Below are 20265 nucleotides of genomic sequence, written 5' to 3' on the forward strand. Positions count from 1 at the left end.
TGCTAAAACTCAAACTGATAGAGCAAATCGAGCGCCTGGTCGATGCCAGACACCGCTTCCACATATAGCTTAGGCATCAGGCGATAACGTAAAGTCAGCGTCGCCAGGGAATCGAAGATACCGACCCCGTATTTTACCTGCAGACCCGGCAGTACATAGCCGCTGACCACCACCTGGGAAGAATCGCCTACCCCTTCGGTGTCCAACGCCAAGTTGCTTACGCCAAACGTCTCGCCGATTTTACCCACAACCTGACCACTTTGTGCAACCCCCATACCAATAAGCATTGAGGTCATCGCGGCGCTATCGCTCTGACCACTACTCAAACCCTGGCCGCGCAGCAGATAAGACAGCGCTTCCTGCTGGGACATAACCGGATCAGAGAAGATCTCCGCTTTCGGCTGATCGGCGGAGCCGGTGACGCGAACGCCGGCGATCACATCGTCTTCGGTGGCATCCGGGTTACGAATCGCTTCGATATTCAGCAACGGCTGATCCGGCGGGCCGGAGAACAGCAGCTCCCCTTTGCGGACAATCAAGTCCTGACCATAGGCGTGGAAACGGCCGTCCGGAATATTAATCTGCCCGTTGAGGCCCAGCCCCTGCTTGTCCTGCGCCACTTTCAAATCACCGGTCAGACGCGCTTTCAGGCCGAAGGCTTCCAGACGAACGTTGTTGCCGACGTGAATGGTCAGGTTGCTGTTGATCGGGATGCTGGCGCTCTGCTGCTTAATCGGCTTGAGGTTTTTATCCAGCATCACTTCATCAGAGGAGACGCCGACCGCGCTCTCCGGCACCTCGTTGACCACGATCCGCGCCCAGGGCACATCCACTTTGCCGTCGAGATTGAACAGGCTTGGCGTGGCGGTAAACACCACATCCGGCGATACATCGAGACGCACCATCGGCGGCACCGTGATCCGCACCCGGCTGCCTTTCGCCGCAATTTGCGCCCGCCAGTTATCGATCTGCGTCCAGTCGGCGTTACCGCTGAGGGCGATTTGCCCCTGGCGGGTGTTCACCGTCCCCTGCAGGGTCGAGCGCGTGCCGTTGAAGTTCATCGCCAGCTGGCTCGGCTGCATATCAAACGGCATAAAGTTGCCGTCGATATCCACCCCGCTCAGCTGCATCTGGCCGAACAGCTGCGGACTTTTCACATTGCCGCCCAGACGCAGACGGGTGTTGAGCCTTCCCTCTGCCTTTTCACCACGAGCGAAAATCGGGTTGATCATCGCCAGCGAGAAGTTGCTGATATTGACGTTGCCGCCGAGATTACGCCGCCCCTGCGGGTCGGTAACCTGCACTTGCCCATCCAGTTGACCATTGTTGGTCAGGCGGATAAGCCAGCCCAGCTCGGCGCGATTGTTGTGCAGGTCGGCGCTGAGGTTCAGCGTATCGAACGCCACCGGCAACGGCGCGTCGTTGACGACCTGGGTCACCTTGACGTTGCGCCCGCTGAGGGTCACTTTGCCCTGCGGCAGTCCCTCTTTGGTGGTGTCCCAGCTCACATCGGCATTACCGGTAAACACGCCGCTGGCCTGGGTCGCCTCCGGCATAAACGGCTTGAGCATCGCCAGATCGAAGCGGTTGAGATTCACCCGCGCCCGTCCGCTGGCGCCCGCGTCAATGGTTTCAGGCACGCAGAGCTCGGCGTTCGGGTTGGTCCAGCAGTGTGGCCCGATGCTGATTTTCTGCTCCAGATTGCGATAGTCCAGCGCAATGCTGCGCGTCAGCGCTACCGGCCCCACCGGCGTCTGGAAGCGGGTATCGCTCAGCGAGCCCTTCCAGCGTTCGGCCTGACGATCGAAGCTGCCTGCCAGCGCCAGCTGGCCGGAAACCGGATCGCCCTGCACGCGTAGCCGCAGCTCATGCTGTTTCTCTGTACCTTTGGCATTGAGCTGCACCAGGCTGATATTGACCCCCGGCTGGCTGATGCGATCCACCCGCACGTCCAGGTTACCGCCAATCTGATCGGTGGATTTCACATCCCCTTTGACGTTGACCTGGGCGATGGTCAGCTCCTGCCAGCGCAGCGCCCGGGCGGTGATGTCGGCCAGCAGCTGCGGCGCATCGACAGTGCCGCGCACTTTTACCAAGCCCTTCGCCGTCCCGCCGAGCCCCGGCAGCGCATTATCCAGGTGCGGCGCATCGATGGTGGCGTCGAGATTAAGATCCTTCACCCCCAGCTCGCCTTTGATATCAGCGCTGTTCGGGCCTAACGCCAGATGCAGTCCCGGGATTTTCCACTGCAGATAGCTGTTACCCTGCAGCGAGCCCGCCACATCCACTTTGTTCTGCTTCACGTTGCCGGTAATTTTCAGCTCCGGCACCGACATCTGCCAGCTGCCGCCGTACAGGCTGCCCTGGGTCTTGATCCGGCCGTTAAGCTTCGACGGCCAGTCCGGCACCTCTTTGGCGGTGTTGATGCCGTCGAGGGTCAGCTCGCCGCGCCAGCTGATCGCCTGCTGCCAGTCGAGCAGCGCCTTCAGCTCGGTTTTCCCTTCCAGGGCGTTGACCGTCAGCTTGTCGAGATTGATCTGCCGTTCATTGCCTTTGGCGTTGAGGGCGATTTTCGCCGGCGGCAGCGATTGACCTTTCACCGCGGTGGAGAAGGCCAGCGCATAGTCGGTCATTTTGCCGCTGAACTTCAGCTGGACATCGTCGGCCTGGAACTGCTTCTCGCCGCTGAACGGCCAGGCGAGCTGCTTACTCTTCAGCTCCATATTGAGCGGCAGCCCGGCCTCCGCCAGCTGCGCATCCGCGCGCAGCGTGGCCGCGACCGGCCCGCTTAAGTCCACTCCGACTTTGAGCGTTTTACGCACTTCGCCGCCCACCTTCAGCTGCACCTTCTCCCCTTTCATCGGGTCGACGTTCAGGGTTCCGGCGAGGGTAATGTCCACCGGCCAGTTATCCTGCAGCTGCGCGCTGCCCGAGGCGCTGACCTTGCCCTGATCGGAGTCGATATCAAGGGCGTCGAGCTTCATCTGGCCGTCAATACTGCTGACTTTCAGCAGCAGGTTATACACGGTGATATCGGTATCGCCGGTCAGGCGCAGCTGCTCGCCGCGGAACGCCTGAATATTGAGGTTCAGCGGCAGATGGACATCGGTCATCGCCGGCAGCACCGGCTGCGAGAAGAGGTCGGTCATCGTCTCGCCGAGCGGTTTTTCCTGCGGCTGCGGGTTGTCAATTTTCGGATCAACCACCTGCTCCTGCGCCACTTTCGCCACCTTAGGCAGGGCGATCAGCAGCCCCTGCAGCGAGGTCGGCGTCAGGGTCAGATTTTTCTCCTGCCAGTCCAGGCCGGTGGAAAAATCGCGTACGGAGACCGCGGTATCATCGATTTTAACGTTGACGTTATGCAGCGCGACGCGGCTGAGGGTGATCGGATAAGGAGTGGAGAGATTCAGCGGCCCGCTGTCCTCTTCCTCGACCGGCGCTGAGGGCGGCATCTTCTTGGTATCGACGGCGACATAAATATCGCGCAGCGCGATGTCGTTTACGCACAGGCTGCTGTCCCACAGGCAGCGCAACCTGACGCTGAGGTGAAACTGACCGGCGGTCACCGCCACGCCGGGCTGTTCGTAGCGAACATTATCGAGGGTTAAATCACGCCAGCCACCGGTCACTTTGCCGATTTCCAGCCCCGGTACCCAGCGATCCGCCGCCTTGAACACCAGATGCAAGCCGGTGGTGGTCCCCACCAGGAACCCGACGGTTCCCAGCAGGAGCACCAACACGATTAAGACGCCGAGGCTTATCTTCTTCCATAAACTCATAATTCAGGCCCCAGACCGATGTAAAACTGTAAACCATGCTCTTCTTTGTCGCCGATCGGCCGGGCGATATCCAGCTTGATCGGCCCCACCGGCGACTGCCAGCGCACGCCCACCCCGGCGCCGGTTTTGAAATCGCTCTCGCGAATATCGCTGACCGCTTCGCCGCTATCTACAAACACGGCGCCCCACCATTTACCACTGACGTTGTACTGATACTCCAGCGAGCCAGTCGCCAGCTTCGAGGCCCCGATCAGCTTGCCGTCATCGTCCTTCGGCGAGATAGATTTGTATTTATAGCCGCGAATACTGCGATCGCCCCCGGCGAAAAAACGCAGATCCGGCGGCACCTTGTCAAAGTTGTCCGCTTCGATCCAGCCAAGGTTGCCGCGCACCACAAAGCGGTGGCGGTCATAGAGGGTACGGATCCAGACGTCCTGGGCCTGCATCACGATGAAGTTGATGTCCGAGCCCCACATGGTGTTGGAGTAGTCCACCGAGTAGCGCTGGGAATCGCCCCAGGTAGGCATCAGGCCGCCGCGGGAGCGAGTGCGGTTCACCGAGACCCCAGGATAAATCAGCATGGTGGTGTTGGTGACGTTCGCCTGGGTAAAGTGATCCAGGCTCCAGCGCAGGTTAATCGCTCGCTGCCAGCCGCTCGACATCTCCCAGAAACGCGAGACCCCCAGGGTGGTAGAGTCGGCCTGGGTATCATTGAGGTCGGTACGCTTAAAACCGCCCTGCATCAGATAATACTGTTCAAGGGGGCTCTTCAGCAGTGGGACTTTATAGGTAAAGTCGAACTGCTGCTCCGGGGCGGAGAGGCTGACGCTGGAGGTCAGGCTGTGGCCATACGAGTTTACCCATGGTTTTTTCCACGTGGCTTTCACCCGCGGACCGACGTCTGTGGAATAGCCGACCCCAGTTTCCACGGTGTTCTCTTTGCGAGGCGAGACAACGCCCTGCAGAGGCAGCACCTTGGTTTTCCGCGACTTAGCAAAATCAGGCGCCACCACCACCGAACTGAACCAGCCGGTCGCCGCCAGGCGGCGGTTTAGCTCGGCCAGATCCTGCGAGGTGTAGTAGTCGCCCTCTTTAAACGGCACGAGGTTTTGCAGGTATTCATCGCGGATTTGCGAGCCAGAGAAAGTGACGTGGCCAAAGCGATAGCGTTCGCCGCTGTCGTAATCGATATCCCAGAACGCCTGATGACGGTCGAGGGAGACCCCGAGCTGGCTCTTAAGAAACTCGCTGTCAAAGTAGCCTTTGCGCAGGGCGACGCGGGTCAGCGAGCTCTTGAAGCCGTCGTAATCCCCGTGGTTGAGCACCGTCCCGATGGCCGGGCGCGTTTTCAGCAGCGCCAGGTAGTCGCTATCGGTGCGGGCGCCGCCGCGCAGAATCACCTCGGTTCCGCCAATGCGCACCGGTTCTCCCGGGGTCACTTTGGCGATCAGCACCTGACGTCCCCTTTTCGGCGGCGGACGCAAATCAAATTCAATCGTCGGCTCGTAATAACCCAGCGCTTTCAGACCTTCGCGAATGGCGTCATCGACGCGCGCGCGAAAGCGACGATCCGGCGTGACTTCATCGCTCTGGATGGTGGAAAGCTGGGCGCGAACGTTTTTCTCCAGCTCCCCGGATAATCCCTCAACCTGCAAACGCACATTCGCTGCGCTGGCGACCCCGCTGACCAGCAAAAGGCTGGTGACACATAACTGGCGGATTTTTAGCACATTTTCTCCTGAATATCCCTGTTTCCTCTACAGGAAACACTGGCGCCGCTCCACGGCTTAACAAAACCCTAACAACATAGGGTTGAAAAAGTGGCAATAACCCAAATAATTCTTATGTATTAATCTAGACGTATTACGCGTATTTATTGTGTTAAAAGACACGCTTCGTTACAACCTTAACGACGATTTCTGTATTGAGAGGCCAACCGTGAGTCTATTTGATAAAACGCATCTTGTCGCCCAGGCGGATGCGCTGCCTGGACGCAATACCCCCATGCCAGTGGCGACGCTCCACGCAGTTAACGGCCACTCGATGACCAACGTCCCGGCGGGGATGGAAGTGGCGCTGTTCGCCATGGGCTGCTTCTGGGGAGTTGAGCGCCTGTTCTGGCAATTGCCGGGGGTTTACAGCACCGCCGCAGGTTACACTGGCGGCTATACGCCCAATCCGACCTATCGCGAAGTGTGCAGCGGCCAGACCGGTCACGCGGAAGCGGTACGCGTGGTTTATGATCCGCAGGTGATTAGCTATGAGCAGTTATTGCAGGTGTTCTGGGAAAACCACGATCCGGCGCAGGGTATGCGACAGGGTAACGACCACGGCACCCAGTACCGCTCGGCGATTTACCCGCTGACCCCGGAACAGACGGAGGCGGCAAAGGCCAGCCTCGCCCGCTTCCAGGCGGCGATGAACGACGCGCACGATACCCGTCACATCACCACCGAGATCGCCACCGCCAAACCGTTCTACTATGCCGAGGACGATCACCAGCAGTATCTGTATAAAAACCCGCACGGCTATTGCGGCATCGGCGGCATTGGCGTCTGCCTGCCGCCTCAGGCGTAATTCTGATTTCCGCCTCAACAGCGAGGCGGTCAATGAACGCTCTGGCGGCTTTACATTCCCTTACGCTATACTAGCCAGTGTGACAGCCGGTCCAGCGCCTTCGGACCGGTTTTTTATGTATTCCACATTTGAGTTATCAACTTCCCTTCCGAGGATCTGGCCTCAACGGTCAGAAAAGATATGTTAAACAGTATTTTAGTAATACTCTGTCTGATAGCCGTCAGTGCGTTTTTTTCGATATCGGAAATTTCACTGGCAGCCTCACGTAAAATCAAACTGAAACTGCTGGCCGATGAAGGCAACGTCAACGCACAGCGGGTGCTGAAGATGCAGGAGAACCCGGGCACCTTCTTTACCGTCGTGCAGATTGGCCTCAACGCCGTCGCCATTCTTGGCGGTATTGTGGGCGACGCGGCTTTCTCACCGGCGTTTCATAGCCTGCTCAGCGGGTATTTGTCACCGGAGCTCTCCGAGCAGCTGAGCTTCATCATCTCTTTTACCCTGGTCACCAGCTTGTTCATCCTGTTTGCTGACCTGACTCCGAAACGCATCGGTATGATTGCGCCCGAAACAGTGGCCCTGCGCATCATCAACCCGATGCGCTTCTGCCTGTTAGTCTTCCGCCCGCTGGTGTGGTTGTTTAACGGCATGGCCAACATGATCTTCCGCATCTTCAAACTGCCGATGGTGCGGAAAGACGATATCACTTCCGATGATATCTATGCCGTGGTCGAGGCCGGCGCGCTGGCCGGGGTGCTGCGCAAGCAGGAGCATGAGCTAATTGAGAACGTGTTCGAGCTGGAGTCCCGCACCGTTCCTTCCTCCATGACCCCGCGTGAAAGCGTCATTTGGTTTGATTTGCACGAAGACGAGCAGAGCCTGAAGAATAAAGTGGCCGAACATCCGCACTCGAAGTTCCTCGTCTGTAATGAAGATATCGACCACATTATCGGTTACGTCGATTCAAAAGATCTGCTGAACCGCGTGCTGGCGAACCAGAGCCTGGTGCTGACCGGCGGCGTACAGATCCGCAACACGTTGATCGTGCCGGACACCCTGACCCTGTCGGAAGCGCTGGAAAGCTTCAAAACCGCCGGGGAAGACTTCGCGGTGATCATGAATGAATACGCGCTGGTGGTCGGGATCATCACTCTCAACGACGTGATGACCACCCTGATGGGCGACCTCGTCGGCCAGGGGCTGGAAGAGCAGATCGTCGCCCGCGATGAAAACTCGTGGCTGATCGATGGCGGTACGCCGATTGATGACGTGATGCGCGTGCTGGATATCGACGAGTTCCCGCAGTCCGGGAATTACGAGACCATCGGCGGCTTTATGATGTTTATGCTGCGTAAAATCCCCAAACGCACCGACGCGGTGAAGTTCTCCGGCTATAAGTTTGAGGTCGTGGATATCGATAACTACCGTATCGACCAGCTGCTGGTGACCCGCATCGATAACAAGCCAACGGTGCTGGTGCCGAAGCAGGCGGAAACGGCGGAAAGCCAGAACGCCTGAGCGTAATCTTTTCTCTCTCCTAAGGGCGGATGACCATCCGCCCTATTTTTATGGCCCAAATGGTTATCCCACACTCCCACTTAACAAAATTGCTTTATCGGTGGGCTACAGCGATCCGGTCTATTTCACCCGCTTGTTTCGTAAACATAACGGCATCCCACCGGGCGAATATCGCAAACGCTATGCGGAAATGAAGGGCTAAAAACATCAACGGCTCCCATCGGGAGCCGTCTTTTACCTACTACGTACTGCTACGTGCCAGGTTATGCCATCTCAGTTTGCAGACGCAACACCTGACGATTGACTTCGGACATCACTGACAGATGCAGCTTGTCCTTGACCTTCGGGATAAGGATTTTGCCCTTATCAAATTCAAATGCGCCAACGTCCTTGATGTACAACCGTCCACGAAACAGGATCTTCACGTACTTCGCCACTTGCAGCGGATTGTAGCGTTGGAAAATTTTCATTCTTCTCTCCTGCCAGGGTTACGCTCTTGTGGTGCCACAGTTAGCCCACGTCTTGGGAGCGCAAATTTTAATGCCCTAAAACTATAGTCCAGAATCTCAGAGGGACCCAGTATGTATAAGTTTATTTACCCTTTGATGACAATAATTCAGAATTTTCGTTTCAGACATACGATGAAGTAAGTATAAGTCGCCGTTTTACGACTAATTTGTGCGTCAACACGCAAACTGGCATCCTCATTGCGGGTAATCACCGTCAATCGCACTTATGATTAAACGAGACCAAGTGGTCGGATCACCTGCATAAAAAAGATTAAGGATTGCGCATGACCCTACGTAGCATACTGGCCGCCTCGTTACTGCTTCTCCCGCTGCTGGCCACAGCGCATAACTTCGTCGACGGCCAGCGCGTGGCGCCCGTTGGCGTCGCGGATCGGGGAGAGCTTATTCTGGATAAGGATAAGTTTAGCTATAAAAACTGGAATAGCGCCCAGCTGGCGGGAAAAGTGCGCGTGGTCCAGCACATCGCCGGACGCTCGTCAGCAAAAGAGAAGAATGCCAATCTGATCGAGGCGATTAAAGCGGCGGGCTTCCCGCACGATCGCTATCAGACCACCACCATTGTAAACACTGACGACGCCATCCCGGGCACCGGGATGTTTGTACGCAACAGCATTGAAAGTAATAAAAAGCTCTTCCCATGGTCGCAATTTATCGTCGACAGCAACGGCCTGGTGCGGAAAGCCTGGCAGCTGGACGAGAAGAGCTCAGCGATCGTGGTGCTGGATAAGAACGGGCGTGTGCAGTGGGCTAAAGACGGCGCCCTCACCCAACAAGAGGTGCAGCAGGTGATCGACCTGCTGCATAAATTGCTTAATAAATAGAGACCCGGAAGCCGGGGTTGAGGAAGGATTCACGCGGCGTGTAGTCGAGGGTTTTCCCCTGCCAGTCGTGAACATGCGCCCCGGCGGCCACCGCGACCGCATGGCCGGCGGCGGTGTCCCAGGTGCTGGTCGGCCCGAAGCGCGGATAGAGCTGGGCCTGACCTTCCGCCACCAGGCAGAATTTCAGCGACGAACCGATTGAGGTGGTCTGGTGTTCGCCCAGTTGCTCAAGGTACTCCTGCAGCTCCGGATCGTTGCTATGGGAGCGGCTAATCACCACCAGCGGCGGACGGGCATCGCGGACCTGGATCTGCTTGCGTACGCCGCACTCTTCTTTCCAGGCTTTGCCATTTTGCGCGCTGTACATCACCTTCATCACCGGCGCATAGACAACCCCCAGCGTCGGCTTGCCGTTTTCAATCAGCGCGATATTGACGGTGAATTCGCCGTTACGCTTAATAAACTCTTTGGTGCCGTCCAGCGGGTCGACCAGCCAGTAGCGCTGCCAGTGCTGGCGCACTTCCCACGCCGGCGGGTCCTCCTCGGAGAGGATCGGGGTATCCGGATCCAGCGCCTGCAGGCCGCTGACAATGACTTTATGCGCTGCGATATCCGCCGCCGTGACCGGAGAATCATCTTTCTTGCTGGCGACGTTGATCGGCTGGTTTCCATCGTAGACTTCCATGATGGCATCGCCCGCATTCCGTGCAAGCTGACATACTTGTTCTAACATTCTCCACCTCGTCTGGTTACAGTGGCGTTAACTCGTTGTTTTATTTATATCGCATCACCGCGAGTTCCGCTATCTGTGATAACGATGGCGGTTTCTCTGCCCGCTTTTCTGGCAAGATTCACATTTCTGTAAGCAACAGAATATAAATACATTTTCTTCTGTGCTATCGCTCATAAAAAAGGACGCCTCTGATGATTAAGTTTAGCGCAACGCTCCTGGCCACGCTGATCGCCGCCAGCGTCAACGCCGCGACGGTCGACCTGCGGATCATGGAAACCACCGATCTGCACAGCAATATGATGGACTTCGACTATTACAAAGATGCCGCCACGGAGAAATTCGGCCTGGTGCGTACCGCCAGCCTGATCGAACAGGCGCGGGCAGAAGTTAAAAACAGCGTGCTGGTGGATAACGGGGATGTGATCCAGGGGAGCCCGTTAGGCGACTATATGGCGGCAAAAGGGCTCAAAGAGGGCGATGTACATCCGGTGTATAAGGCGATGAACACCCTGAATTACGCCGTCGGCAATCTGGGCAACCATGAGTTCAATTACGGTCTCGACTTCCTGCACAAGGCGCTGGCCGGGGCGAAGTTCCCCTACGTGAACGCCAATATCATCGATGCCAAAACCGGAAAACCGATGTTTACGCCGTACCTGATCCAGGATACCCGGGTCGTGGACAGCGACGGTCAAATCCACACCCTGCGCATCGGCTATATCGGCTTTGTGCCGCCGCAGATCATGACCTGGGATAAAGCTAATCTTAACGGCAAGGTGACGGTCAATGACATTACCGAAACCGCGCGCAAATATATCCCGGAGATGCGGGCGAAAGGGCTGATGTGGTGGTAGTGGTCGCTCACTCCGGCCTCTCCGCCGACCCGTATCAGGCGATGGCCGAGAATTCGGTTTACTACTTAAGCCAGGTGCCCGGCGTGGACGCCATTATGTTCGGCCATGCCCACGCGGTGTTCCCGGGTAAAGACTTCGCCAACATCAAAGGCGCGGATATCGCCAAAGGGACGCTAAACGGCGTACCGGCGGTGATGCCGGGAATGTGGGGCGATCATCTCGGGGTGGTCGATCTGGTGCTAAATAACGACAGCGGTAAATGGCAGGTAACTCAGAGTAAAGCGGAAGCGCGGCCAATCTATGACGCGGTGGCGAAGAAATCACTGGCGGCCGAAGATGCCAAGCTGGTGGCGGTGCTGAAAGCCGATCATGACGCCACTCGCGAATTCGTCAGCAAGCCGATCGGCAAGTCCGCCGACAACATGTACAGCTATCTGGCGCTGGTGCAGGACGACCCGACGGTGCAGGTGGTCAACATGGCGCAGAAAGCCTACGTAGAACATTATATTCAGGGCGACCCGGATCTGGCGAAGCTGCCGGTGCTCTCCGCCGCCGCGCCGTTTAAAGTCGGCGGGCGTAAAAACGATCCGGCGAGCTTTGTCGAAGTGGAGAAAGGCCAGCTCACCTTCCGCAATGCCGCCGACCTCTATCTCTACCCCAACACCCTGGTGGTGATGAAGGTCAGCGGGAAAGAGGTTAAGGAGTGGCTGGAATGCTCTGCCGGACAGTTTAACCAGATCGATCCCGCCAGCAGCAAGCCGCAGTCGCTGATCAACTGGGACGGCTTCCGCACCTACAACTTCGACGTCATTGACGGGGTGAACTACCAGATCGACGTCACTCAGCCGGCCCGCTACGACGGCGAATGTCAGATGATCCATCCGCAGGCAGAGCGTATTAAGCACCTGACCTTCAATGGAAAACCGGTTGATCCGCAGGCTACTTTCCTGGTCGCGACCAATAACTATCGCGCTTACGGCGGCAAATTCGCCGGCACCGGTGAGAGCCATATCGCCTTCGCCTCACCGGATGAAAACCGTTCGGTGCTGGCGGCATGGATTGGCGCGCAATCGAAGAAGGAAGGCGCGATCCATCCGGCGGCGGATAACAACTGGCGTCTGGCGCCGATCCACAGCAACACGCCGTTGGATATTCGTTTTGAGACCTCGCCTGGCGACAAAGCCGCGGCGTTTATCAAAGAGAAAGCGCAGTATCCAATGCGCCAGGTGGCCACCGATGATATCGGCTTCGCCATTTATCAGCTGGATTTGAGCAAGTAATGCCTGTTCCCCGGTGGCGCTGCGCTTACCGGGGCTACAGGGAGTGATACATTTTCACTCCCCGTGGTTAGCCAGCACCGAGGGCAGATTAACCTCGATCCAGTCCGCCAGGGCGGCCACCTTCTCGCTCACCTGCAGGCCGAGCGGCGTCAGGCTATATTCAACGTGCGGGGGCACCACCGGATAAGAGACGCGGTCGATAAAACCATCCTGCTCCAGCGCCTGCAGCGACTGCGCCAGCATCTTTTCGCTGACCCCGCCCATCTTACGGCGCAGATCGCTGAAACGGTGGGTTCCCTCGCGCAGCGCCACCAGAATCAACACGCCCCAGCGGCTGGTGACATGTTTAAGCACATCGCGCGACGGGCACTGTTCCGCAAACAAATTGCCGGTGCGCAATTTCTCGCTCAGCGTCGGTTCGGCCATTTCACACTTACCTTTTTGTACGTACTTACTAAAAGTTAGTTAAGGTGGTAGCTTACCACAACTGCCAATAAACACGAAGGAGAAGACCCATGATCGCTCTTACCGGTGCCACCGGCCAGCTTGGCCACTACGTTCTGCAAGACCTGCTTAACACCGTCCCTGCCAGCCAGATTGTGGCGATTGTCCGCAACCCGGCCAAAGCCCAGGCGCTCAGCCAGCAGGGCGTGGTTGTCCGCCAGGCCGACTACAGCGACGAAGCGGCGCTGACCGCCGCGCTGCAGGGCGTGGATAAACTGCTGTTAATCTCCTCCAGCGAAGTCGGCCAGCGTGCTGTACAGCACCGCAACGTCATTAACGCCGCCAAAGCCGCCGGAGTGAAATTCATCGCGTATACCAGCCTGCTGCATGCCGACACTTCGCCGCTGGGTCTGGCCGCAGAGCATATCGAAACCGAGCAGATGCTGGCCGACTCTGGTATCGCTTACGCCCTGCTGCGTAACGGCTGGTATACCGAAAACTATCTGGCCAGCGCGCCGCCGGCGCTGGAGCATGGCGTGTTTATCGGCGCCGCCGGCGAGGGTAAAATCGCCTCCGCCACCCGCGCGGATTATGCCGCCGCTGCCGCCCGCGTTATCGCCAGTGAGGGTCATGAAGGCAAAATTTACGAACTGGCGGGTGATAACGCCTGGACGCTGAGCGACCTGGCTGCCGAGCTGAGCAAGCAAAGCGGGAAAAACGTGGTCTACCAGAACCTCAGCGAAGCCGATTTCGCCGCCGCGCTGAAAAGCGTCGGCCTGCCGGCCGGGCTTGCCGATATGCTGGCGGATTCCGATGTCGGCGCGTCGAAAGGCGGACTGTTTGACGACAGCCGCACCCTGAGTACGCTGATCGGCCGCCCGACCACCTCCCTTGCTGAAAGCGTGAAAGGCATTCTGTAACCGCCCCTCTCAGCTTTTGCGGTTGCGTCCCGGCGGTTCCTCTCCCATATTGAAGGGATAACCGTCGGGAGGCAGGCATGCAGGGCGTACCACTCCAATTTAGTGATGAAAAAGACCGCGCGCGCTTTCGCCATCTCGAACAGTTGCCCGGGGTGGAGCTTTACCACGCCCATATATCCCGCTACGCCTTTGAACCCCATACCCACGAAGCCTTCGGCATCGGCGTGATTGAGCAAGGCGCGGAGCGCTTTCGCTACCGCGGCAGTCAGCATATTGCCGCCGCAAACTCCATTGTCACCATGAATCCCGACGAGCTGCACACCGGCGAAGCGGAAACCGCCGACGGCTGGCGCTACCGGATGATTTATCTGGAGCCGGACCGTCTTGAAGCCATCACCGGGGTGCGAGACTGGTGGTTCAGCGAGGTGGTCCGCGAGGATCCTCTACGTTCCCGACAGATTGGCCAGCTGATTTATGGTCTGTGGCATAGCGACGATCCGCTGGCCCAGCAGGGACTGCTGCTCGACCTCATCGACGCCTTCCGCCCTCTGGCCCACCATGCCTCTGCGCAAGGTGAGGCCGGGCATCGCTTTGACCGCGTGCGCGACTACCTGCACGATAACTATATGCGTCCCATCACCCTCGACGAGCTGGCGCAGGTGGCGGCGCTGAGCCCGTACCACTTTCAGCGCCAGTTTAAAGCCCACTATCACGTAACGCCCCATCAGATGCTGATGGCCATCCGTCTGTGGCGCGCCAAAGCGTTCCTCACCCACGGCATGCCCGCCGCCGAAGTGGCGATAGCCGTCGGCCTCACCGACCAGTCCCACCTGACCCGCGCCTTCACCCTGCGTTACGGCATTACGCCGGTGCGCTATCAGAAGCAGGTCGCCAGGCGCTAATGCGCAATCTCATACAATATTCCTGCCCGGCCCCCTTCTACACTGCAGACCAACAGTGATGAAAACGGATGCAATGATGATTAGTGGTGTGCTGTACGCCCTGCTGGCGGGGCTGATGTGGGGATTAATTTTTGTCGGGCCTCTGCTGGTGCCAGAGTACCCGGCGATGCTGCAGTCGATGGGGCGCTATCTGGCGCTGGGCCTGATCGCCCTGCCGCTGGCGTGGCTCGGGCGCGCGCGTTTGCGCCAGCTGAGCCGCAACGACTGGTGGACCGCGCTGGGCCTGACGATGATGGGAAATCTTATCTATTACGTCTGCCTGGTCAGCGCCATTCAGCGCACCGGAGCGCCGGTCTCCACCATGATTATCGGCACGCTGCCGGTGGTATTGCCGGTGTTCGCCAATCTGCTCTACAGCCAGCGCGACGGGAAGCTGCCGTGGCGGCGCCTGTTTCCGGCGCTGATCTGCATCGCCGTGGGCCTGATCTGCGTTAACGTTGCGGAACTGCGTCAGGGGCTGCCGAATTTTAGCCCATGGCGCTACGGCTCCGGCATTGCGCTGGCGCTGGGATCGGTGGTCTGCTGGGCCTGGTATGCCCTGCGCAACGCCCGCTGGCTGCGGGAAAATCCCCATCAGCCGCCGATGATGTGGGCTACCGCCCAGGCGCTGGTGACGCTTCCTGTTTCGCTGGCCGGTTACCTCACCGCCTGCGCCTGGCTGCACGGCCAACAGGCCGGGTTTCCCCTGCCCTTCGGCCCGCGCCCGGCGGTGTTTATTACGCTGATGCTGGCCATCGCGGTGCTCTGTTCATGGGTCGGCGCGCTGTGCTGGAATATTGCCAGCCAGCGGTTGCCGACGGTGATCCTCGGGCCGCTAATCGTCTTCGAAACCCTGGCCGGGCTGCTGTATACCTTCCTGCTGCGGCAAAGTTTACCGCCGCTGCTGACCCTGAGCGGGATCCTGCTGCTGGTGCTCGGCGTGGTCTCCGCCGTACGCGCCAGACCGGAAAAACCGATGCTGCAGCCGCTGGCGGACGAAAAAAAGTAGCCTCGCCTCCTTAAGGGGTATTCCCTCGCCACAAAGATGCATTTAAAATGCATCTTATATTCCTGATGACGAGGTAACTGCTATGGCTTTCCGTGACCAACCTTTAGGCGAGCTGGCGCTGACCATCCCGCGCGCCTCCGCCCTGTTCCGTCAATACGATATGGATTACTGCTGCGGCGGCAAACAGACCCTGGCGCGGGCCGCATCGCGCAAAGCGCTGGATGTCGCGGTGATTGAAGCCGAGCTGGCGAAACTGGCCGAGCAGCCTCTCTCCCGCGACTGGCGCGCGGCGCCCCTCCCGGAGATTATCGACCATATTATTGTTCGCTATCACGAGCGGCACCGTGAACAGCTGCCGGAGCTGATCCTGCAGGCCACCAAGGTTGAACGTGTGCATGCCGATAAACCGAACGTGCCAAAAGGGCTGACCAAATACCTGACCATGCTGCATCAGGAACTCTCCAGCCACATGATGAAAGAGGAGCAGATCCTGTTCCCGATGATCAAACAGGGAATGGGCGCCCAGGCCGGAGGCCCGATCAGCGTGATGGAAAGCGAGCATGATGAAGCGGGCGAACTGCTGGAAGTCATTAAGCACATCACCCATAACGTGACGCCGCCGCCGGAAGCCTGCACCACCTGGAAGGCGATGTATAACGGTATCAACGCGATGATTGACGATCTGATGGAGCACATCAGTCTGGAAAATAACGTACTGTTTCCGCGCGCCCTCGGCGGGAAGTAAAAAAAGGCGCCCGCAGGCGCCCTCGACATTGTCCGTCTTATTTGGCCACTCCGGGTGGCCTTTTTTATTTCGCCAGACGTTTTTTGCCGGCAAACAGCCAGCCCGCGCCGAGCAGCACAAACCACAGCGGGGTGACCATCAGCGCTTCACGGGTATCGTCTTCCAGGGTCAACAGCACCAGCACAAAGACGAAGAAGGCCATGCACACCCAGCACATCACTTTACCCAACGGCATCTTGTAGCTCGATTTTTCATGCAGCTGAGGGCGGTTTTTACGATACGCCAGGTAAGAGCAAAGGATGATGGTCCAGACGAACATAAACAGGATCGCCGACACCGTGGTGATCATGGTGAACGCAGCAATCACGCTCGGGTTGACCATCAGCATCACCACCCCGCCCAGCAGGCACATGCAGGAGAAGGTTAAGCCCTTCGCCGGCACCGCACGCTTCGACAGCTTGGCGAACATCTTCGGCGCCTGACCATCCTGCGCCAGACCGAACAGCATACGGCTGGTAGAGAACACGCCGCTGTTGGCCGAGGAGGCCGCGGAGGTCAACACCACAAAGTTAATCAGGCTCGCCGCCGCCGGCAGGCCGACCAGCACGAACAGCTCAACGAACGGGCTCTTGCTCGGCACCACGGAGCTCCACGGCGTCACCGACATAATCACAATCAGCGCGAAGACGTAGAACATAATGATACGCAGCGGGATGGAGTTAATCGCCCGTGGCAGGGATTTTTCCGGGTCTTTGGTTTCAGCGGCAGTGGTCCCCACCAGCTCAATCCCCACGAAGGCAAACACCGCAATCTGGAAGCCGGCAAAGAAGCCGCTCAGCCCTTTCGGGAACCAGCCGCCGTCATTCCACAGATGGGCGAAAGAGGCTTCGACACCGGTCGGCGATTTGAAATGCATCATCACCATCACCAGGCCGACGACGATCAGCGCCACGATGGCGACGATTTTGATCATCGCGAACCAGAACTCCATTTCGCCAAACATTTTGACGGTGGCCAGGTTCAGGCCCAGCAGCAGCAGGATCACCGCCAGCGAGGCGACCCAGTCGGAGAGTCCGGGAAACCAGAACTGCGCGTAGGCGGTGATGGCGACAACGTCCGCCATTCCGGTCACTACCCAGCAGAACCAGTAGGTCCAGCCGGTAAAGTAGCCCGCCCACGGCCCCAGCAGATCGGCCGCGAAGTCACTAAAGGATTTATATTCGAGGTTCGACAGCAGTAATTCGCCCATGGCACGCATCACGAAAAACAGCATAAAACCGATAATCATATAAACAAAAATAATGGATGGTCCGGCAAGGCTGATGGTTTTGCCAGAACCCATAAATAACCCGGTGCCGATCGCTCCGCCAATCGCGATCAGCTGAATATGTCGGTTTGTGAGATTTCGCCGTAGCGATTGTTCAGTCGGCTCCTGCTCGACAGCAGCGACTTTAACCTGATCTACCATGTGATTTCTTCCTGTTGTACCTGTCTGTGTTGTTCAGGCTCTGATGGCCCGTCGTCTGTCATTAACCCCAGCAAGGGCTAGTCGATATTAGGTAAGAATCGGAGGGATGAATACTATGATTTAGATATAATGTTAATTTTATGTTTAAAGTGAGTGTTATATCACTCATCTAACGCGAAATAGCTCACAAAAATACACCCATACGTGATGAATGCAAAACATAATTCCAATTAATTTTTAACTTAAGGATTTTACGCTATTTTTATGGCTTCCCCTGCCGCGGGGAAGAGGAAGCCGCTGCTGTTTAGATAATGTCCAGCAGTTCAACTTCGAAGATCAGGGTGCTGAACGGAGGAATCGATGCGCCAGCGCCGCGCTCACCGTAGGCGAGGTTGTGCGGGATCGTCAGTTCCCATTTGGAACCTACCGGCATCAGAGTCAGCGCTTCAATCCAGCCGCCGATCACGCCGGTCACCGGGAATTCAGCCGGTTCACCGCGAGCAACGGAGCTGTCGAAGACGGTGCCGTCGATCAGTTTGCCAGTGTAGTGCACGCGAACGCGGTCAGTACGCGCCGGGATCGGGCCTTCGCCCTGGGTCAGTACGCGGAACTGCAGACCAGACTCGGTGCTGTTCACACCCTCTTTCTCGCGGTTTTCATCAAGGTATTTTTGGCCGTCAGCGGCCATGGCCTGAAAACGCTCGCGACGCACAGCGTCAGCACGCTCGTGGATTTCACGCAGCGCGCGGTGAACGGCTTCCACCGGCACCTGCGGCTGGTTACCTTCCAGCGCATCGGCGATACCCGCCACCAGCGCTTCCGGCAGCAGCCCCTGCAGGCCGGATTCGCTCAGCTGTTGTCCAACCTGCAAGCCGATACCGTAACTTGCCTGCGCTTCGATAGTGTCAAAAGTTGGGGTTGCCATCGTTGTTCCTTTTTGGGTGATAAACATCAAGATAAAAGCGTGCGAAAGCATAACAGCCATAGCGAAATGGGTAAAACTTTGTCGGCGGATGATGACAAATCTCAGCGAAAAAGAAACAATAGGCGGCAGCAGGTTAACTTCACTTTGTTCCGGTCATCAGGACGTTAGCCATCTATACTCATGAGCAGGATATAAATATGCGGAGCAGGAGGAAAGCCATGCCCGGGCGCTTTGAACTGACATCTACCCTGGCGAAAATCTGGCACGCCCCGGATCATTTTCGCCTCCTGGACCCGCTGCCTCCGATGCACCGCCGGGGAATTATCGCTGGCTTCCTGTTGGTTATTATCGGTATTCTGCTTCCCTCCGATGATAGCCAAAGCCCGGCGTCCACCAGCCGTGAAGCGAACCTGAATCTACAGTCGCAGTCCCAGCCGCAAGCTGGCGGCAATCAGGCCGTTCCGCTGCCGCCGATCACTAATACGCCTACCGTGAGCGACGCCGATCAGATGGCGCCGGTCGCCCCGGAGCCGATTCAGGATGAGCAGCCGGATCAGGCGCAGACGCAGCAGCCTGCCGCCACCCAGCCTTATCAATCCTCATCACAGCAGTCCGCGCCGGGTATTGAGCAGCAATGGCGGACCTATCGCATCGAGTCAGGCAAAACCCTGGCGCAGCTGTTCCGCGATCATGGGCTGCCGGCCACTGACGTCTACGCCATGGCGCAGGTTGAAGGCGCTGGCAAGCCGCTAAGTACTTTGCAGAGCGGACAAACGGTGCAGATTCGGCAGAACGCCAACGGCGTGGTCACCGGGCTCACTATCGATACCGGCAACGGCCAGCAGGTGCTGTTTACCCGCCAGTCGAACGGCAGCTTTGTGCGTGCGCGATAGCAGAGAAGACGACAGCAAGCGTTACGCCGCCGCAAAATGAAAGGCGCTAAAAAGCAAAACGCCGGCACAAGGCCGGCGGTTTGTTGTTACCAGAACGTCAGAGGCCGATTACTCAGCAACCACGTTGATGATAACTTTAGCGAATACTTCGCTGTGAACCTGGAAGTTCACTTCGTGCTCGCCAACGTTACGCAGAACGCCGTTCGGCAGGCGAACTTCGCTCTTAGCAACTTTAACGCCTGCTGCAGTAACAGCGTCAGCGATGTCGCGAGTACCGATGGAACCGAACAGTTTACCTTCGTCGCCAGCTTTAGACGCGATGGTTACGGATTCCAGGGCGTTGATCTGCTCAGCACGAGCTTCAGCTGCTGCCAGAACGTCAGCCAGTTTGGCTTCCAGTTCAGCACGACGTGCTTCGAAGAATTCAACGTTTTTCTTGGTAGCAGGAACAGCTTTACCCTGCGGGACCAGGAAGTTACGAGCGTAGCCCGCTTTAACGTTAACCTGATCACCCAGGCTACCCAGGTTTGCTACTTTATCAAGCAGAATAACTTGCATTACCTTATCCTCTCAAAGTCGTATTAATGGACCGTGACCGATTACTGATGACGATCAGTGTACGGCAGCAGGGACAGGTAGCGAGCGCGTTTGATAGCGCGAGCCAGCTGACGCTGGTATTTTGCACGGGTACCGGTGATACGGCTCGGGACAATCTTACCGCTTTCGGTGATGTAGTTTTTCAGCGTAGCGATATCTTTATAGTCGATCTCTTGAACGCCTTCCGCGGTGAAACGGCAGAACTTGCGACGACGGAAATAACGTGCCATA

At 57.7% G+C, this 20265-nt stretch carries 17 protein-coding genes and 2 pseudogenes; 10 read left to right on the forward strand and 9 right to left on the reverse strand.

Annotated features, from left to right (window positions below; genetic code table 11):
* Positions 1–2 precede the first annotated feature (2 nt).
* Both tamB and tamA read right to left on the reverse strand, forming a co-directional pair.
* A complete protein-coding gene (gene tamB / locus DR88_RS24155; RefSeq protein ID WP_004146752.1) occupies positions 3–3779 on the reverse strand; it encodes an autotransporter assembly complex protein TamB in 3777 nt (1258 codons plus the stop codon).
* Positions 3776–5509: an autotransporter assembly complex protein TamA gene (gene tamA / locus DR88_RS24150; RefSeq protein ID WP_002886722.1), complete on the reverse strand. Its 1734-nt coding sequence runs from the start codon at positions 5507–5509 to the stop codon at positions 3776–3778. The genes tamB and tamA overlap by 4 nt, the downstream gene beginning before the upstream one ends.
* 208 nt (positions 5510–5717) lie before the next feature.
* On the opposite strand from tamA, the gene msrA reads away from it, so the two are divergent.
* The 3 genes and pseudogenes from msrA to DR88_RS27525 form a co-directional block, all read left to right on the forward strand.
* Positions 5718–6356, forward strand: coding sequence for a peptide-methionine (S)-S-oxide reductase MsrA (gene msrA, locus DR88_RS24145; RefSeq protein WP_002886721.1), 639 nt, complete (start codon positions 5718–5720; stop codon positions 6354–6356).
* A 180-nt stretch (positions 6357–6536) separates the two neighbouring features.
* Positions 6537–7874 carry a polyamine export protein PaeA gene (gene paeA, locus DR88_RS24140; protein WP_002886718.1) on the forward strand — a complete coding sequence of 446 codons (1338 nt, stop codon included), beginning with the start codon at positions 6537–6539 and terminating at the stop codon, positions 7872–7874.
* 70 nt (positions 7875–7944) lie between these two features.
* A pseudogene (locus tag DR88_RS27525) lies at positions 7945–8076 on the forward strand (helix-turn-helix domain-containing protein); the annotation flags it as partial.
* A 61-nt stretch (positions 8077–8137) separates the two neighbouring features.
* On the opposite strand, the gene DR88_RS24135 reads toward DR88_RS27525, so the two are convergent.
* Positions 8138–8344 carry a DUF1107 domain-containing protein gene (locus DR88_RS24135; protein ID WP_002886707.1) on the reverse strand — a complete coding sequence of 69 codons (207 nt, stop codon included), beginning with the start codon at positions 8342–8344 and terminating at the stop codon, positions 8138–8140.
* 323 nt (positions 8345–8667) lie between these two features.
* Between DR88_RS24135 and DR88_RS24130 the strand changes: the two genes are divergently transcribed.
* On the forward strand, positions 8668–9225 hold the full coding sequence (locus DR88_RS24130; protein ID WP_002886706.1) for a YtfJ family protein: 558 nt from the start codon (positions 8668–8670) through the stop codon (positions 9223–9225).
* Here the strand turns inward: DR88_RS24130 and cysQ are convergent.
* Entirely contained in the window at positions 9215–9958 is a 744-nt protein-coding gene (gene cysQ, locus DR88_RS24125; protein WP_004177677.1) for a 3'(2'),5'-bisphosphate nucleotidase CysQ, read from the reverse strand. The two genes, DR88_RS24130 and cysQ, sit on opposite strands and share 11 nt — an antisense overlap.
* 191 nt (positions 9959–10149) lie before the next feature.
* Here cysQ and cpdB point away from each other — a divergent pair.
* A pseudogene (cpdB, locus tag DR88_RS0124895) lies at positions 10150–12092 on the forward strand (2',3'-cyclic-nucleotide 2'-phosphodiesterase).
* Between the two features lie 54 nt (positions 12093–12146).
* On the opposite strand, the gene DR88_RS24120 reads toward cpdB, so the two are convergent.
* Positions 12147–12518: a winged helix-turn-helix transcriptional regulator gene (locus tag DR88_RS24120; protein WP_004152015.1), complete on the reverse strand. Its 372-nt coding sequence runs from the start codon at positions 12516–12518 to the stop codon at positions 12147–12149.
* An 89-nt stretch (positions 12519–12607) separates the two neighbouring features.
* On the opposite strand from DR88_RS24120, the gene DR88_RS24115 reads away from it, so the two are divergent.
* The 4 genes from DR88_RS24115 (at position 12608) to ytfE (ending at position 16151) form a co-directional block, all read left to right on the forward strand.
* Positions 12608–13456, forward strand: coding sequence for an SDR family oxidoreductase (locus DR88_RS24115; RefSeq protein ID WP_002886702.1), 849 nt, complete (start codon positions 12608–12610; stop codon positions 13454–13456).
* A gap of 77 nt (positions 13457–13533) precedes the next feature.
* Positions 13534–14358 carry an AraC family transcriptional regulator gene (locus tag DR88_RS24110; protein ID WP_032443774.1) on the forward strand — a complete coding sequence of 275 codons (825 nt, stop codon included), beginning with the start codon at positions 13534–13536 and terminating at the stop codon, positions 14356–14358.
* Between the two features lie 76 nt (positions 14359–14434).
* Positions 14435–15406, forward strand: coding sequence for a DMT family transporter (locus DR88_RS24105; protein WP_025861389.1), 972 nt, complete (start codon positions 14435–14437; stop codon positions 15404–15406).
* 82 nt (positions 15407–15488) lie between these two features.
* Positions 15489–16151: an iron-sulfur cluster repair protein YtfE gene (gene ytfE / locus DR88_RS24100; protein WP_020864848.1), complete on the forward strand. Its 663-nt coding sequence runs from the start codon at positions 15489–15491 to the stop codon at positions 16149–16151.
* 64 nt (positions 16152–16215) lie between these two features.
* Here ytfE and cycA read toward each other — a convergent pair whose 3' ends face one another.
* Together cycA and bamJ are read right to left on the reverse strand one after the other, a co-directional pair.
* On the reverse strand, positions 16216–17619 hold the full coding sequence (cycA, locus tag DR88_RS24095) for a D-serine/D-alanine/glycine transporter (RefSeq protein ID WP_002886688.1): 1404 nt from the start codon (positions 17617–17619) through the stop codon (positions 16216–16218).
* A gap of 304 nt (positions 17620–17923) precedes the next feature.
* Positions 17924–18544: a BamJ family beta-barrel-assembly machinery protein gene (gene bamJ, locus DR88_RS24090; protein ID WP_002886687.1), complete on the reverse strand. Its 621-nt coding sequence runs from the start codon at positions 18542–18544 to the stop codon at positions 17924–17926.
* 218 nt (positions 18545–18762) lie between these two features.
* On the opposite strand from bamJ, the gene DR88_RS24085 reads away from it, so the two are divergent.
* Complete coding sequence (locus tag DR88_RS24085; protein ID WP_004177687.1) at positions 18763–19437, forward strand: LysM-like peptidoglycan-binding domain-containing protein; 675 nt, start codon at positions 18763–18765, stop codon at positions 19435–19437.
* Positions 19438–19545: 108 nt separating this feature from the next.
* On the opposite strand, the gene rplI is transcribed toward DR88_RS24085, so the two are convergent.
* Entirely contained in the window at positions 19546–19995 is a 450-nt protein-coding gene (rplI, locus tag DR88_RS0124900) for a 50S ribosomal protein L9 (protein WP_002886682.1), read from the reverse strand.
* A 41-nt stretch (positions 19996–20036) separates the two neighbouring features.
* On the reverse strand, positions 20037–20264 hold the full coding sequence (rpsR, locus tag DR88_RS24080) for a 30S ribosomal protein S18 (RefSeq protein WP_000135199.1): 228 nt from the start codon (positions 20262–20264) through the stop codon (positions 20037–20039).
* Between the last annotated feature and the right edge of the window lies 1 nt (position 20265).

Origin of the sequence: Klebsiella pneumoniae (assembly GCF_000742135.1) — a bacterium.
In the GTDB taxonomy this organism is placed as follows: Bacteria; Pseudomonadota; Gammaproteobacteria; order Enterobacterales; family Enterobacteriaceae; genus Klebsiella; species Klebsiella pneumoniae.

What these genes read in the sequence shown, in the direction of transcription:
- rpsR (WP_000135199.1), bottom strand. Translation starts at nt 20,264, where the DNA reads ATGGCACGTTATTTCCGTCGTCGCAAGTTCTGCCGTTTCACCGCGGAA.
- DR88_RS24135 (WP_002886707.1), bottom strand. Translation starts at nt 8,344, where the DNA reads ATGAAAATTTTCCAACGCTACAATCCGCTGCAAGTGGCGAAGTACGTG.
- rplI (WP_002886682.1), bottom strand. Translation starts at nt 19,995, where the DNA reads ATGCAAGTTATTCTGCTTGATAAAGTAGCAAACCTGGGTAGCCTGGGT.
- DR88_RS24110 (WP_032443774.1), top strand. Translation starts at nt 13,534, where the DNA reads ATGCAGGGCGTACCACTCCAATTTAGTGATGAAAAAGACCGCGCGCGC.
- cycA (WP_002886688.1), bottom strand. Translation starts at nt 17,619, where the DNA reads ATGGTAGATCAGGTTAAAGTCGCTGCTGTCGAGCAGGAGCCGACTGAA.
- DR88_RS24085 (WP_004177687.1), top strand. Translation starts at nt 18,763, where the DNA reads ATGCCCGGGCGCTTTGAACTGACATCTACCCTGGCGAAAATCTGGCAC.
- DR88_RS24105 (WP_025861389.1), top strand. Translation starts at nt 14,435, where the DNA reads ATGATTAGTGGTGTGCTGTACGCCCTGCTGGCGGGGCTGATGTGGGGA.
- paeA (WP_002886718.1), top strand. Translation starts at nt 6,537, where the DNA reads ATGTTAAACAGTATTTTAGTAATACTCTGTCTGATAGCCGTCAGTGCG.
- cysQ (WP_004177677.1), bottom strand. Translation starts at nt 9,958, where the DNA reads ATGTTAGAACAAGTATGTCAGCTTGCACGGAATGCGGGCGATGCCATC.
- ytfE (WP_020864848.1), top strand. Translation starts at nt 15,489, where the DNA reads ATGGCTTTCCGTGACCAACCTTTAGGCGAGCTGGCGCTGACCATCCCG.
- DR88_RS24115 (WP_002886702.1), top strand. Translation starts at nt 12,608, where the DNA reads ATGATCGCTCTTACCGGTGCCACCGGCCAGCTTGGCCACTACGTTCTG.
- tamB (WP_004146752.1), bottom strand. Translation starts at nt 3,779, where the DNA reads ATGAGTTTATGGAAGAAGATAAGCCTCGGCGTCTTAATCGTGTTGGTG.
- DR88_RS24120 (WP_004152015.1), bottom strand. Translation starts at nt 12,518, where the DNA reads ATGGCCGAACCGACGCTGAGCGAGAAATTGCGCACCGGCAATTTGTTT.
- bamJ (WP_002886687.1), bottom strand. Translation starts at nt 18,544, where the DNA reads ATGGCAACCCCAACTTTTGACACTATCGAAGCGCAGGCAAGTTACGGT.
- DR88_RS24130 (WP_002886706.1), top strand. Translation starts at nt 8,668, where the DNA reads ATGACCCTACGTAGCATACTGGCCGCCTCGTTACTGCTTCTCCCGCTG.